This is a genomic window from Proteiniborus sp. (assembly GCF_040308045.1).
In the GTDB taxonomy this organism is placed as follows: Bacteria; Bacillota; Clostridia; order Tissierellales; family Proteiniboraceae; genus Proteiniborus.
Map to the genome: position 1 here is coordinate 122292 of NZ_JAWRHZ010000061.1, position 15946 is coordinate 138237.

14 protein-coding genes are annotated in these 15946 nt (G+C 31.9%); 2 read left to right on the forward strand and 12 right to left on the reverse strand.

Annotation, left to right across the window (positions count from 1 at the left end; translation table 11 throughout):
* Positions 1-74: 74 nt before the first annotated feature.
* On the reverse strand, positions 75-1430 hold the full coding sequence (locus ABV008_RS13595) for a uracil-xanthine permease family protein (protein WP_352420377.1): 1356 nt from the start codon (positions 1428-1430) through the stop codon (positions 75-77).
* 752 nt (positions 1431-2182) lie between these two features.
* Here ABV008_RS13595 and ABV008_RS13600 point away from each other — a divergent pair.
* The gene (locus tag ABV008_RS13600; protein WP_352420378.1) at positions 2183-3448 is read left to right on the forward strand and encodes a M28 family metallopeptidase; all 1266 of its coding nucleotides are present in this window, start codon (positions 2183-2185) and stop codon (positions 3446-3448) included.
* A gap of 228 nt (positions 3449-3676) precedes the next feature.
* On the opposite strand, the gene ABV008_RS13605 is transcribed toward ABV008_RS13600, so the two are convergent.
* The 8 genes from ABV008_RS13605 to recQ all read right to left on the reverse strand — a co-directional run bounded on the left by ABV008_RS13605 (position 3677) and on the right by recQ (position 11018).
* Complete coding sequence (locus ABV008_RS13605; protein WP_352420379.1) at positions 3677-4120, reverse strand: threonine/serine exporter family protein; 444 nt, start codon at positions 4118-4120, stop codon at positions 3677-3679.
* Entirely contained in the window at positions 4117-4878 is a 762-nt protein-coding gene (locus ABV008_RS13610; RefSeq protein ID WP_352420380.1) for a threonine/serine exporter family protein, read from the reverse strand. Before ABV008_RS13610 ends, ABV008_RS13605 begins: the two co-directional genes overlap by 4 nt.
* 509 nt (positions 4879-5387) lie before the next feature.
* Positions 5388-5942 carry a flavodoxin family protein gene (locus tag ABV008_RS13615; RefSeq protein ID WP_352420381.1) on the reverse strand — a complete coding sequence of 185 codons (555 nt, stop codon included), beginning with the start codon at positions 5940-5942 and terminating at the stop codon, positions 5388-5390.
* Between the two features lie 59 nt (positions 5943-6001).
* A complete protein-coding gene (locus ABV008_RS13620) occupies positions 6002-6877 on the reverse strand; it encodes an NUDIX domain-containing protein (protein WP_352420382.1) in 876 nt (291 codons plus the stop codon).
* Between the two features lie 282 nt (positions 6878-7159).
* Positions 7160-7861, reverse strand: a complete 702-nt coding sequence (locus ABV008_RS13625; protein WP_352420383.1) for a Fic/DOC family protein — start codon at positions 7859-7861, stop codon at positions 7160-7162.
* Positions 7862-7871: 10 nt separating this feature from the next.
* On the reverse strand, positions 7872-8039 hold the full coding sequence (locus ABV008_RS13630; RefSeq protein WP_352420384.1) for a hypothetical protein: 168 nt from the start codon (positions 8037-8039) through the stop codon (positions 7872-7874).
* Positions 8040-8159: 120 nt separating this feature from the next.
* Entirely contained in the window at positions 8160-8576 is a 417-nt protein-coding gene (locus tag ABV008_RS13635; RefSeq protein ID WP_352420385.1) for a hypothetical protein, read from the reverse strand.
* A 240-nt stretch (positions 8577-8816) separates the two neighbouring features.
* Complete coding sequence (gene recQ, locus ABV008_RS13640; protein ID WP_352420386.1) at positions 8817-11018, reverse strand: DNA helicase RecQ; 2202 nt, start codon at positions 11016-11018, stop codon at positions 8817-8819.
* Positions 11019-11359: 341 nt separating this feature from the next.
* On the opposite strand from recQ, the gene ABV008_RS13645 reads away from it, so the two are divergent.
* Entirely contained in the window at positions 11360-13294 is a 1935-nt protein-coding gene (locus ABV008_RS13645; protein WP_352420387.1) for an OPT family oligopeptide transporter, read from the forward strand.
* A gap of 159 nt (positions 13295-13453) precedes the next feature.
* On the opposite strand, the gene ABV008_RS13650 is transcribed toward ABV008_RS13645, so the two are convergent.
* Genes ABV008_RS13650 through ABV008_RS13660 form a run of 3 tightly spaced genes read right to left on the reverse strand, consistent with a single transcriptional unit; the run spans position 13454 to position 15889 of the window.
* Positions 13454-14230, reverse strand: a complete 777-nt coding sequence (locus tag ABV008_RS13650; protein WP_352420388.1) for an ABC transporter permease — start codon at positions 14228-14230, stop codon at positions 13454-13456.
* Positions 14217-14945 (reverse strand): ABC transporter ATP-binding protein, encoded by a 729-nt coding sequence (locus ABV008_RS13655; RefSeq protein WP_352420389.1) that lies wholly within the window; start codon positions 14943-14945, stop codon positions 14217-14219. The genes ABV008_RS13650 and ABV008_RS13655 overlap by 14 nt, the downstream gene beginning before the upstream one ends.
* Positions 14945-15889 carry an ABC transporter substrate-binding protein gene (locus tag ABV008_RS13660; RefSeq protein WP_352420390.1) on the reverse strand — a complete coding sequence of 315 codons (945 nt, stop codon included), beginning with the start codon at positions 15887-15889 and terminating at the stop codon, positions 14945-14947. The genes ABV008_RS13655 and ABV008_RS13660 overlap by 1 nt, the downstream gene beginning before the upstream one ends.
* Positions 15890-15946 lie beyond the last annotated feature (57 nt).

Genomic DNA, 15946 nt, shown 5'->3' on the forward strand with positions numbered 1-15946 from the left:
TCTTAGGTTCAAAAACATTGAAATAAAATTGATTTGGGAATGAATATAAATATCCATTCCCCAAAATACATAGGCTATTTTGCTTCAGAAGTAGCTACTTCTTCATTATCTTCCTTTTGAGGAATCGCTATGTTTAAAATCATAGCAACTAAACAAGCTATTACTATACCAGAACCACCAAAGATTAGCTTAAGAAATTCTGGGAAGTTTTCCATTGCTCCTGGAACTTGAGTTAATCCTATCCCAAATGCAAGTGATAACCCTATAATTACTTTATCTCTATCTGTTAATGGTTTTGAAGTTAGCATTCCTATACCTGTAAGAGTTATTTGGGAGAATATTACAAGTGAAGCACCTCCGATAACACTTGCTGGTATAGTAGATACTAGTGCTCCAAGTTTAGGGATTAAACCTGCAATAATAAGGAAAATAGCTCCTATAGCTACTACAAATCTACTCATTATCTTTGTGAAAGCTATCATTCCAACATTTTGACTAAAAGAAGTAGTTGGCAGTCCGTTAAACACTGCTGCAAAGGTACTACTTAATCCATTGTTTATAATTGAACCTGATAATTCCCTGTCTGTTGCTTCTCTACCAGCACCACCCATTGTTATTGCTGATACGTCTCCTACAGTTTCAACTGTAGTTACTATAAACATTATCATCATAGGTGCAATTGCTCCCCATTTAAACACCATTGGGAAGTGCAATGGTTTAGGTAAAGCAAACCAGCTTGCTGCCTTTACTGGTGAAAGGTCTACCATGCCTAGTGGTATAGCTATTATATATCCAACAATAATTCCAATTAAAATTGATGATGTTTTAGTAAATCCTTTAGTGAATTGATTTAATGCTAAAACTATAAATAAAACAATTAACCCAACTATCCAGTTCTTAGGTGAGCCAAAAGTTGGAGAACCATTGCCACCTGCCATTGATGTAATACCAGTTGGAAGTAAAGATAAACCAATAGTAAGTACAACAGTACCAGTTACTAGTGATGGAAAAAATCTTCTCAGAGGCTTTAAGAAAAATCCTAGTACTGTACCAAATAATCCGCCAACAAATGTAGCACCTAGTAGTCCTGAAATTCCATATCCTTTAGCTATAGCAATATTGGTTGGAAGAAAGCCAAAACTTGTACCCATAACTACAGGTAGTCTTCCTCCTACTCTTCCTATAGGATAACATTGATTAAGAGTAGCTATACCTGCAATAAACATAGCACACTGTACCATAATTGTTAAATCTGCTCCCTGTATCCCTGCTATCCCTGCAACAATCATAGGCACAGCAATGTTGCTAGCAAACATTGCAAAAATGTGCTGTAGTCCTAGTGGTATAGATTCACTTAGTGGTGGTACTCCATCTAAATCGTATTTGGATCTACTTACTTCCTTTCCTTTTGAAGAAAATGCTTTTAACATACTACCCCTCCCAAAATAGACTTTTTCTGAAACTAAAGTTATAATACCTATTTAAGACAAAACACTTATCCCGAAAACGTTTTTATAAGCTATAAAACTTCTCTTCTTTAGTAAGTCTATTTTTTAATATATACCACTCCCTCCAATCTTCTTTTTATATTGTTTGTTATTTGATAAACTTGTGTTTACCTAATAACAATAAATTTTAGGTTTGATGTAACCTTTAGTGCACGCATTAAGAGGATATTTACTAAACGCTGTATTCAGAGAGAGTTAAACACCTCCCTGAATAGAGGCTTAGTCTTTTATAAGGGTTTAAAGGGTTTTTTAAGTTATCAACAAATTACACGAATTTCATGTTGTGATTCATCATGATTTACATAGATAGTTGTCAACATATCTGATAAGCTAATAAGTATTTCTACATAATTACTAAATATCCTTTTGTTAATGATTAACAATTTTTCTCATTGTTTTTCTTTACTATTAGTCTAGGAACATTTATTTTTAAAAATATAGCTTTAATAGGCATAAATTATTAGCACATTTATACAATAGATTTATAGCAATCAAATTGTTAGATAGAAATTTATTGTATAATATTAACAGTTATATATTTTACACAAAATAGAAATAAAATCGGAGTGAAGCATTACTGGAGTGCAGGAAGTTAATATGTCTGCATTATTATTTCAAATTTTACTTTAATTTAGTATACTATATATTAGTAAATAATTAAGGGGGCTAGCATTATGTCAATCAATAGTCAAAGAGAATTCGAGCTTTTAAAGAAAATTGGTTTTATACGAACCAGTGGCTCAGAAGAAGAGTTAAGGGCTGCAAACATCCTAGTAGAAGAAATTTCTTCAATAGGATGCACGGGACACTTAGAAGATTTTAAAGTTCCTACTTCTAAAATAAAAAAAGCTACATTAAAGGTGGTTGAGCCTTATGAAAAAGAATATGAGATTACACCATATAACTGCTCAATTGGTATACCTGAAGGTGGAATAACCACAGATTTCGTATATATAGAAGATGGACTTGATGCAAATTTAGTTGATCTTAAAGGTAAATTTGTACTTATAAATTTACGTCCAGATCCCAAGCTATATAAAAAGCTTATAGAAGCTGGTATAGCAGGTTATATAACTATGTGTGGTACTGCCATGGATGAAGAAGATAAAACTGATATTGCTGTAGCTAGAATGCGTGAAAAGAATACTCAACATGGAAAAATACCTGCAATAAATATGCGCATGAAGGACTGCTTCCATATGGTTAAAAACAAAGCTGCTAAGGTTAAAGTAGAAATAATTGCTGAAGACATAGAACTCACTTCTCATAATGTCGTTGTAACCATCGAAGGTTCTAAGTACCCTGATGAAATAATATCCTTCGGTGCTCATTATGACAGTGTTCCTTTCAGTACAGGTGTATATGACAATGGTGCTGGTTCAGTTATTATAATGGAACTACTTAGACACTTTAAAGAAAACCCACCAATCAGAACCGTAAAATTTGTTTGGTATGGCTCGGAAGAAGTTGGACTTCTTGGTAGCAAAGCCTATTTACAAACTCATGAGGAAGAACTAAAAAAACATCTTTTAATGATTAATGTAGATGTTGCAGGTTCTATTCTTGGAAGAGAGAAGGTCCTAGTCACTGCTGAACAAAGCTTAGTCGATTATATTGATCACATGGCTAAAATTAAAGGTTTCCCACTTAAGGTAGAACAGAGTATATACTCAAGTGATTCCACAGCCTTTGCTGATACAGGAATTCCTTCTGTTACCTTCTGCCGTTTTGCTCCTCAAGGTGGAGCATTCATTCATACTCGTAATGATATTATCGATTTTTTAAGTGCTGAAGCTCTAGAAATAACTACTACAATAACTAAAGAATTCAGCGAATCAATTGTAAACTCAGTAGTCTTTCCAGTTGAAAGAAAAATTCCAGATAACATGCGAAAGGAATTAGACAAGTACTTTGATAAAGAATCTAAAAAAGAAGATTAGTTGAACAGAAAAAACAGTAAAGGCTTACATCCCTTGATGAAAGCCTTTACAACATTTTTATTTAGCTTTTAATTATGAACATAATTTATTTGTTTTAAATGACACCTGGCAAGACATAGTTAACATGTTGTCACTTCTCAACAAACTTTTCATAGCCTTAAATTTATTTTCTTCGATAAGTTGTTTGTTTTGGTCTTTTTTTTATATTTCCACCCTGGTTCTAAATTGCTACCTTTTCAACTTCCGCTGCATTACCATAAACACTCTGAACACGGAAGATCCAGCCATGATACCAGCTGCTATTGATGCTGAAAGACCTACTGTCTGTATACCACTACTAACAAACTTATCAAGCATACCATTAATAGCATAACTCATTGTATAATACAGTGAGCGTCCAGGAATCAAAGGTACAACGGCAGAGGTTAAAAAAGTAGTAGTTGGTGTTTTCTCTATACGGGCTATTGCTTCCGAATATATTGTCACTATTAATGAGGATATGAAAAACCGTGACATCTCATTATTAAGCCAAAGGTGAAGAAACAGATAAATTACCCATGATAGCATACCGCCTATAGCAGCATACCATAATTTCTTCCCTCTTATATTAAAGAGAATTGAGAACCCCAATGATCCTAATAAAGCCATAATAATTTGAGTGGTATAAATCATCCAAGCATACCTCCAAAAAAAATTGATGCAATACCAAACCCTATAGCAATTGATAATGCTATAACAATTGCCTCACAAAGTCTAAATAGTCCTGCTATAGTATCTCCTTTGATTATATCCCTAATGGAGTTCGTAAGAGCAATACCTGGGATCATTAGCATGATGTTCCCTATGATAATCTTGTCTATGCTTTCGCCAACTCCTATACTAACTGCTAAAATCGCTAATAAACCAACCACAAAAGAACAGATTATATTAACAAACAGTATGTTTTTGTCTACATTTTGAGTTAAAGTAATTGATAACTTTAAAAATATGGCAATTAATGAGGAAACCACTGCATCACTTAGACTCCCTCCGAAAAAAATAGTGAAAACACCAGCAATCATTGCATAAACAATATATTCAACAGAAAGGTCATAAGTTTTCCCTTTTTTTATTTCCGCTAATTCCTTAGCTATATAATTAGCTTCAGGTGTATAACTACATATATACCGTGAGAGACTATTAAGCTTGTCCACTTTATCTAGATTAGTAGAGTATTTATAAATTCTTCTGGTTTGGGTAAAAGTACCTCCATCTTCCCTTTGTAAGGTTACAACAATACTTGATGTAATAGTGAAGACATCTATCCGCTTTGCATTATAGGCTTTACAGATACGTCTGATAGAATCTTCAACTCTGTTTATTTCAGCTCCACTAATTAACATTTGCTCTCCAATATCCAATACACAGCATAGCAATTCCTCAGTTAACATTACTAATATCTCCTTCGATTAAAAATTCGATAAATTAAAACTAAATAATATTATAACTAATATTAGCGAACATATCTATATTAAAAAGTGGATAGAGATTTCTGATGGCAATACCACTTCTTCAATATTTAAAAAGTCATGTTTAAGTCTGAAATACAAGGTAATGCAGATAACTTACATGGATTCCTCTTATAAGTTTCTATTGTTATCATATTTATCGCCTTCTCAATATAATATAAATTTATTGTTGCTTAATATAACTCTACATATATGACATATTAATATATATAAACATTATACTAACAAATAACAATTTATAATAGTTTTTATAACCCTTAATATCTTTATAAAGGGCATAGTTTGTCCTTTACTTATGATACGGTTCACCGTATCGACTCTACTAGCAAAACTTATTTGTTGGTTGATGTATCTAATAAAACAACAAACTAACTAAGCAGGTAAATAAAACCAGCAGATTTATATCATAATAAACCTGCTGATTTTATATTTTATAAACTTAGAAATTTATTAATTTGTTTCTTTACTGCTTGGTTGGCAATAAGAGAATCTTTTATTGAATTTAGACCATACTTATGTGTTTCTAAAATAAGTATATGACTATGGCTAGAAACTGTAGAACCACTATACATTGATTCAAAAATTTGCCTAAATGGATTACCTTTATCTATATTACCAATCCCAATAATAAATAATTTGTTTAGAAATTCATTGTAATAAGATTCATTTTTCATCCAAAAATCTTGGCTTCGTTCATTCAATTTAAAATAAAGTGAAGATGGATTTCCACAATACATTGGAACGATCCAAATAATTCTATTAACTTCTTTTGTTGATTGAAAGTACAAATAAGCATCGTCATTGTGGTATATGCACCTTTCACTCATACACTCATAATTACAATTCTTACATTCATGGATATCTAAATCATTTATAGAAATATACTTCACTTCATAATTTAAAGATTTACTAATAATATAATCTGCCATTAAGGAGCAATTTCCTGTCTTTCGAGCACTGAAAGATACTAAACTAACCTTTCTCACCAATAATCCTCCCCTTAAGGTTAATGTAAATAATATATTAGATGACTAAAAGTTTTTATTTATAATAATTTCTTCTGCCATTTACCATGTTCCTTATAATAATAGAATTCACTCAGATTATCAGACTCAAAAATGTTAAACATATCTAAAAAATCAGGAGCTAGCTTATACTCACATAAATTCTCTTTTTCTATCCAAAACACATCACCTTCTTTTGAGGATTTTAAATTTCCTTCAAATTGATTAGTCTTAAAAAATAAAACTACATATCTCTGATTTTGCTTTGTTTGAAATTGCTTTACCCCGCATAAAATTGGATTTTCAATAATAAGGCCCGTTTCTTCAAAAACTTCTCGCTTAACAGATTCAACGAAAGATTCTCCATATTCAACATGTCCTCCAGGAAATGTAACTCCTGGCCAATCTAAATTTTGTCTATCCTGTACTAAAATATAATCTTCATTGTATATCATACACATATTAGTAAAAATAGCTTGTTCACTTCGAGTCATTGCTGTACCTCTCTCACACACTATATTTGTTTCATAAACCCATAATGAAGCCTGCTTACATCCTTCATTTTTCAATATATTTATAGTTTCATCCATTAACTTAGTACCTAACCCTTTTTCCCTCATATTTGCTGTGAACTCCTCAATAAATGCCTTCCCATATCCTTGTCTATGAAAATCTCCATTAATCATAAATAATCCTATGTATATTGCATCTTCATCTAGATAATTCATTATATAATCTATAATTCCAATATCTTGACCATTTATAGATATTATTTTATAGTATTTGTCCTGGAAATTTGAGCCTGGCGGTATATCATTTTTATCTTCAATAGCAGATTCTATTGAAGGCTTTCCATTCATTGAAATTTTAAAATACTCTTCATTTGTCTCGTAAATATTTAAAACCTTTTCAAGCAAATCCTAGGTAACTGTCCCTAATATGAACTTGTTTTCAATATATTTCAACTTCCTTACCTCAAAAATGATTTGTTTCCGATTTCTTCCTTCAATTCAACATCATCTAAAACAACACAAAGGTTATTTCCTACTATTCTACCATAAAACCAAGACAACTTGTCCACTACTTATGATAGGGTTCCGTATCGGTTCTACTAGCAAAATAAATAGGGTATACCTGACAATAGATATATCTAATTAAAATTTAAAAATAACCTTTATTAATTTATAAAACCACTTGGATTAATCAAGTGGTTTGTTTTCTGTTATTGAATTATATGCTTTTATAACTGAGCTATTTTTATTTGCTATTTTCTCAATAAAATCTTCCCGTTCTTCTTTTGTAATAGGCTTGGTAATCTTCTCAAATATCCTTGTCATTTTATCATAATCACAATTAAAAGCATCAATGCTTGCTTCTATCATTTCCACATTAGATATATTTGAAAAATCAATAGTATAACCTGCAACCCTTGCCAAATATTCAATCATCACTCTTTGAGCTCTACCATTACCTTCTCTAAAAGGGTGTAGTGCATTTATTTCCCCTAAATAATAAGTAAGTTTATCGCATATATTTAATTTAGGTACTCCTATTAAATAATTTTCTTTTCTTAGCTCCGAAAATATTCTTTCTGCCTCTACCTCAATATATATACAATTGCAAAATGGATTTCCCTTGGATATATTTACAGTCCTTAATTCCCCAGCCCAATCATAAATATCTCTAAAAATATGTCTGTGTATGTCCTGTAAATGTTTTAAATTGAAATCTCCTTTAATTGGATTCTCCTTTATTTCTGTTATGGTTAAGGATGTATATTCCATTTCTGCTATACTAAGTTCTTCACTATTCGTAATATTAAATTTGTTTCTTAATGTAAAAGAATTTGGATAACAATACTTTATATCCCATTCATAACTATAATCATAATTCTTACCCATAATGCCATGCCTATATCCTTACAGTATGTTTTTCAATAATTCTTTTCTTCATTTCCTCAAAACTTACTTCATCGGATAAGCATTTTCTAATTCTCTCTTTATCTTCTTCTTTCAAATGCATTCCTTCCATAGCCATAGTTCCACTTACTTCCTTAATTATTTGTTCTATATCCTTCATAGATATCACCTTTTTTGAAATTATTCTATACAATATATTATATCATATTATTTACTACATATAAGATAAAGATTGTGCACTATCTAAAAAGTTATGGGTTTAGATGTTCACCACTTGAATTCAAAAAATTATACTCAATGTTATTGCATTCCCCCAGAAATATACAAATGGAATATCTTCTACTTCTACCATAGATTTACTTTTATTTTGCAAAATTTGAATATTTTTACATTGTTTATTGTTAACAACAAACAAATATGCGTTTTTATATGGTGCACTTCTTAAGTCCATGCCACGCTCATACATATCATAAGTCCTCAAAAACTTATATCCATCATTTTTCTCATCAAATTCGGCATAGCCATATTCATGTGCTTGATATTCATTACCAGTCATATAAAAAACCAGCAATTTGTCTTCTAGATGAATAGTATCAATTATTTCTACATAAATATCTGTATCTAATTCTTTTGTAATAACATCAAAAATTTCTTTATCCGTACTAACAGTTTCTTCGTTGCAACTAACAATCGACATAGATAGTATTATCACTAAAATCGTACAAAATTATTTTTTAACCATAAACCTTATTACCCCCATAAAATTTATACACATGTTTTGTATATATTCTTGTTTCACAATATTTTACTTATATGCATTATATCATTTAGCTATAGCTATGATAACCCCTTATCCATCAATATTTATCCTAAATAGCTTGTCCTACTTATGGTATGGTTCACGCACATCATACTAAAAAGAAAGCCTTCCCTTCTTTTACCCCAACCCATGTTTTGCAATAACTATCTTAATATCCTCATAGCTTATCTCTTCTGGCAATGCTTCTTTAATTGGTTTTAGTCTTTCTAGACCTATTTCTTTTATTGCATTTAATATTTTTTCTTCTTTTGAAGAGTCATCAATGAATATAGACCAATCAATTAATTTTCTGTTTTCATCACACTTTTTAAGATGCTCGATTATTGTGTTTATGGCTAGGTTTCTTTTCTCAGCTATTTCTGCTAATGACAAACCTTCAAGGTAATATTTATATGTGGTTTTGTATTTGTCTGATGCTTTGTCTTTTTTTGTTTTGTCTACACTAGCTTCTCCTGGGCTTAATTGAATCTTTTCTCTACTTCTAACCTCATCAACATTTAAATCCTTTTCAATGCAATAATCATTTACCAAGGATATAAAGCTTTCTCCATAGCTCTCATGTTTTTTTAGACCTACACCACTTATTGTTAGGAATTCTTCTTTATTTCTTGGATAGTATGATGCCATTGCTTTTAGTGTAGAATCATGGAAAATCATAAACGGGGCAATTTTCTTTTCCTTAGATATCTCATACCTTAGTTCTCTGAGCTTTTCAAATAACTCATTATCATAATTTTGATTACCATCTTTTTTTCTTTGTCCTTCTTTTTCATTTGTTGAGTCTTTTCTCTCTATTAGATGTCTCTTATGATGAACCTTTACTTTCCCTTTTAATACTTCTCCGGATTTTGAGGTTAACTTTAAAATTGGAAACTTATCTGCAGTTATATGAATATATCCTTTAGATGCTAATGTCATTGCAATTTCTCTAACTGCATTATTACTATAGTCTGTCATTATTCCGTACGTAGAAACCTTATCAAGATTAAAATCTAGTATTTTTTTACTTTTTGAACCTCTCAACACTTGTATTACAGTACTCAATCCATATCTTTCATTAGTTCTATATATGCAGGATAATATTTTCTGTGCTTCTATTGTAACATCCATCATCTCTGACTTATCTAAACAGTTACCACAGTTGTTACAATTATTGTTTTCTGTCTCTTCTCCAAAATAAGTTAGTATAAAATTTCTTAGACAGTCATTAGTATGACAGTAGTCAACTAAATACTGCAGATTTTTATATAATGTTGCTTCACGTTCATGTGACAGAACCTCATTTTGGATTATGAGTTTTTGCTTTACAACGTCTGATGGTGAGTATAGTAAAATACAATGACTTTTTTCTCCGTCTCTTCCTGCTCTGCCTGCTTCCTGATAATATGCTTCCATGTTTTTAGGCATATTGTAATGAATAACAAATCTAACATCTGGCTTGTCTATTCCCATTCCAAAAGCATTAGTTGCTACAATTATTCTGGATCTGTTAAATATAAAATCATCCTGATTATTCTGTCGCTCTTCTGCTCCCATTCCGCCATGATATCCTATAGCAGAAATACCTTCTAGGTTAAGTTTTTTTGCTAAAGATTCAACTGTTTTCCTCGTAGCACAATATATTATTCCTGATTCCTGCTGGAAATTATTTTTAAGGTAGTCAAGTAAATATGAGAATTTATTACTTACCTTTATAACTTGATAAAATAGATTAGGCCTATCAAATCCAATTATAGATTCTAATGGATTACTTAGCCTAATTAGATACTTTATTTCTTCTATTATTTCTTTCGTAGCTGTTGCTGTAAATGCAGCAACTACTGGTCTTTCTTCTAGTGAATCTATAAATGTAGGTATTTCTAAATAGCTAGGTCTAAAATCATGTCCCCACTGGCTTATGCAATGAGCCTCGTCAATGGCAACTAAAGAAATCTTTATATCTTTTATTAAGTCCTTAAATAGATCAGTATTTAAGCGTTCTGGAGCAACATACACTATTTTATATTTATTTTCTCTTATTTTCCTAAATCGTACAATAAGCTCGCTTTGCTCAAGGGTACTGTTAATATAAGTTCCTGCTATACCCATTTCATTTAATGAATCTACCTGATCCTTCATAAGAGATATTAGGGGTGAAATAACTATAGTTATTCCATCTAGTATAATAGCAGGTAATTGATAGCAAAGAGATTTTCCACCACCAGTAGGCATTATTCCTAGAGCATCCTTACCATCTATTATCCCCTTAACCAGCTTTTCTTGGCCTTTTTTGAACTCTTCATATCCAAAATACATTTTTAATATTTTATAAATATCCATCTGTTTTCCCCCTTAGAATCTAAGGCTTTCTGGCAATTGACTATTTATATATATCCTAACAATAAAAGGGCAGAAAGTCTAGGCTTTCTGCCCTTTTAGTTAATCATTTTAGTTAATCCTTTTTGCTATTTTTCTGTATCTAACTTGCTCTTGTATGTCTCCATATCTATTTCACCCATCAGCTTACTTGAGATTATGCCTGATAACATAGACCTACTTACATTAAGAGCTGTTCTTCTCATAATTTATAGCGAATTCTTCTCACAAAGTAATTTCTATCAAAATTGGGCAAGATATTATTAAAAGTCGTACTCTTACTATTCTTTAAAGGGAGGTAAACAATGAGTAAAGAGATAAAAAACAATATAAATAATACTACACAAGGAGATTTTAAACCTTATATTCCTGCAGATAAGGTTATACCAGAACTTACTTCCACGTCTATAATTATTGGTATACTCATGTCAATAATTTTTGGAGCTGCCAATGCTTATATTGGACTAAGGGTCGGAATGACCATAAGTGCTTCAATACCTGCAGCAGTAATTTCCATGGGTATCATAAGAGGTATAATGAAGCGAGATTCTATTCTAGAAAATAACATGGTTCAAACCATTGGTTCAGCAGGAGAATCTCTTGCAGCAGGAGCAATATTTACTTTGCCTGCACTATTTATATGGTCTCAAGAGTTAGGATTGGCTCAGCCAAGTTTGCTTAGAATCATAGCTATAGCTCTATTAGGAGGAATACTAGGAGCCTTCTTAATGATTCCATTAAGAAAAGCATTAATAGTAAAAGAGCATGGAACTCTTCCTTATCCAGAAGGGACAGCTTGTGCAGAAGTTCTTATTGCAGGAGAATCAGGTGGTGCTAAAGCTAAAACAGTATTTGCAGGTCTAGGAATTGGCTCTCTGTTTAAGTTTTTAGCTGATGGAATAAGACTTTTCCCTAGTGAAATTGAATGGGAAATAAGAGGATATAGAGGGGCTGCTATTGGTATAGATACTCTTCCAGCCTTACTTGGAGTAGGATTTATAGTGGGGCCTCAAATTGCAGCATATATGCTTGCTGGTGCAGTATTAGGATGGCTAGTTATTATTCCATTGATAACTCACTTAGGACAGTTTATAACAGTACCAATTTATCCATCAACTGTTCCATTAGGGCAGCTAGATTATTGGGATATTTGGGATAATTATATTAGATATATTGGAGCTGGTGCAGTAGCCTTTGGTGGAATACTTAGTTTGATTAAATCCCTTCCTCTAATATTTAGTGCCTTTAAAGGTGCTTTAAGTGGATTTAGGGTAGGTCTGGAAAACCAAGGAATCATGAGAACTGATGAAGATATGTCTATAAAACTTGCTTTTATTGGGGTAATAATTATTGTTCTAATAATAGGACTTACTCCAATAATTCCTGTTGGTCCTTTAGGAGGCATTTTGATTGCTGTATTTGGATTCTTCTTTGCAACAGTTTCAGCTAGATTAGTTGGTTTAGTCGGTAGTACTAATAATCCTGTTTCGGGTATGACTATAGCCACTCTATTAATTACCAGTATTGCATTTAAAGCCACTGGTTTTACAGGAGCTGAAGGAATGATTGGAACTTTGTCTGTTGGCGCCGTAATATGTGTCATCAGTGCTATGGCAGGAGATATGTCTCAGGACTTAAAAACAGGATTCATAGTTGGAGCAACTCCTAGAAAACAACAATATGGAGAGTTAATAGGAGTAGTATCATCTGGTTTAGTCATAGGTTTTGTATTAATACTATTAAATAATGCATGGGGCTTTGGTTCTTCTGAGTTACCCGCTCCTCAAGCAACCTTGATGAAGTTAGTTATAGAAGGAGTTATGAGTGGAAACTTACCTTGGGTTCTAGTATTTATCGGTATAGGAATAGGGCTCGTAGTCGAGCTATTGCGTATACAAATACTGCCTTTTGCAGTAGGATTATATCTTCCTATTCATTTAAGTACGCCAATAATGATTGGTGGAATTTTAAGGGGGCTTCTAGAAAGGACTACTAAAGATGAAACAGCGTTAAAGGACAAAGTAGACGGAGGGATTTTATATTCATCAGGTCTTATAGCTGGAGAAGGTCTTATAGGAATAACTCTAGCTGTATTAGCAGTAATTCCCGCGGGCACAGGAACTGTAGGAGATATGCTGGCTTTTGGCAACAATATATTAGGTAAATATGGCTCTGTAGTTTTATTTGCTTTTCTTGCAGTTTCACTTATGAGGTATTCATTCTGGAAAAAGGCTGATTAGCTGGAAAACTTATGTCATTCTAGGAGTAAGTGAAGAATCCAAAGCTAAGATTCTTCACTGCGTCCAGAATGACATAATATAGCTAAATCATCAAAATGATATTTTCTATTCTTCCTTTTTTGATATTTCTTTTAAAAATATAGTAGTGGCCTTTTTTAACTATGCCATATCGTTCTTTCCTGCCTTGACCCACTTGCAAAGCTTATCTTCACCTATATCTATGATTTTAAACAGTAAAAAACCTAATAAACCTAATGATAATATTCCACTAAACATTTCAAGATAATTAACCATGCTCCAACTATTCATAATAAAGTATCCTATGCCATAAGTGGTAGCGAAATTTTCAGCAAAAAAGAGAACAGCTATACTAACACCTATGCTAATTCTTAAAGCTGTAAAAATCTTGGGTAATATAGCAGGTAGGATTAAATGTCTATATACTTGTGCCTTAGTTAAATCTAAGGATTTAACAGATAAAAATAGCTCCTTAGATATTTCTCTTACTCCATCTCTAGCTGCAAGAATTATTTGAAATATAATAATGATTATAATTAAAATAATCTTTGGTAAATCTCCTAAGCCTAAAAGTATCATCAATACTGGCAAAAAAGCTATTTTGGGTAAAGGATACAGTATATAAATAATGGGACTAGCAAAATCATCAACCTTTTTACTCATACCTATCCATACGCCAATAATGATACCTAATATTAAAGAAACTAATACTGCTATTGTAATACGCCATAAGCTTACTAGTAAGTGTGGTGCAAGTATCTTGGGAAATATAATTATAAAGTTCTTAATAGTTTCAATAGGTGAAGGTATAACTGGAGAATTCAGAGCAACATGTAAGGCATACCACATAATTAATACTATAAAACTAGCGTAAATGGTTTTAAAATATTTTTCCCAATAATTGTTATATATCTTCACTTATCCACTTCCTAACTTCTAGACAAAACCTATAGAAATCAATATTTTCTCGAAGATTTTCTTTACCAAAGTAAGGATTGTCCATTATATGAATTATTTCAGCTTTTCCCATAATAACAATCTTTTGTCCTAAGAAAACTGCCTCTTCTATGTTATGAGTTATAGTAATTAATGTAGTAGGCTTTTGTTGATAGATGTTTAAAATTATATTTTGTATATGCTCCTTCGTCATAGCGTCAAGGGCAGATGAAGGCTCATCCATAAGTAGTAAATCGGGCTCAAGAGCCAAAGTTCTTGCAATGGCAACTCTTTGCTTTTGTCCTCCACTTAATTCGCCTGGATATTTATTCTTATATTCGTAAATTCCTAAGTCTTTAAGAATATTTTCTACTTTATTTCTTGCATTATGTTTACTAATATCTCTTGCCAACAACGTAAATGAAACATTGTCCCAAACTGTTTTCCAAGGAAGTAAGCCATAATCTTGTAATATAACTCCTGTATTTTTTCGGACATTAATTAATTTCTGATTATTTATAAATATCTCACCTTTATTGGACTTTATAAGGCCTGCCATAGCATACAATAAAGTTGTTTTGCCACAGCCGGAAGGCCCTATAATTGCACAGGTTGTGTTTTTCTCTATATGAAGATTTACATTTTGAAGAGCTACTTCCTCTCCGTAGCTTATATGTAAATCCTTTATTTCAATCATTATTTTACAAACTTCCCTTCGACAAGGTCCTCATATTTTAAATCTGTTTTTTTATTTAGCACTTTTTCATTCCAATTCATTATCTTTTCAATATACTCTTTACTTGGAATTCTTGCCATATTATATTTAGGCAACACAATCTTATCCTTAACTTCTGGATTAAGCTCTAGCTTCTCAACTAGTACATCTCTAGCTATATTTTCATCTGTTTGAATAGCCTTTACAGCTTTATTATATGCTTCATGGAATAACTGAATAGCCTTTTCTTTATTCTTAATGGAGTCTCCTGTAAATACCATGATTTCAGGAGAAAACTCGTCTTTACTTTCATAAATTCTTTTCTCAAGACCCATAAGTTCACCTTTAGATGCAACAGGCTCTGGTAGTACTGCCATATCTATTTGCCCTTGATTTATCATTTCTAGTCTTGCAGGTATCTCGTTTATAAAAATCTTTTCCAAGTTATATTTTTCACCAAGAAATTCATCAGAAAGATAGTTCACTACACTTACTTCCATAATTCCCACTTTAATATCTTTTTTCTCCTCAAAATCTCTACTAACTATTATTGGAAAACTACCATCAGTACTTGTTGTAACTTTTATATCAAATCCATTTTGCACATTATTAACTAGTGCAATGACATCTGTCATAGCTCCATCTAACTCTCCACTTTGAAGAGCACTCTGCCTGTTCATTGCATTCATGTATATTTGGACTTCAACGTCTAAGCCTAGTTCTTTGAAATAACCATTTTTCTCTGCGACAAAAATAGGAGCTGAGTCTACTGCTGGCATTACTCCAACCTTTAAGTTTAGGTTTTCCTCTGTATTGATTTCTTCTCCTTTTGGTTCTTCATTTACAACTTCTTTTGAAGTGCATCCTACCATCCACAACATTGATACAATAACAGCAAATACAACTAAATTCTTTAATTTATTCATTTGTATTCCTCCGTTCTGTTTTTATAGTTCATAATAATTTTATTCCTAAAAGTTTGT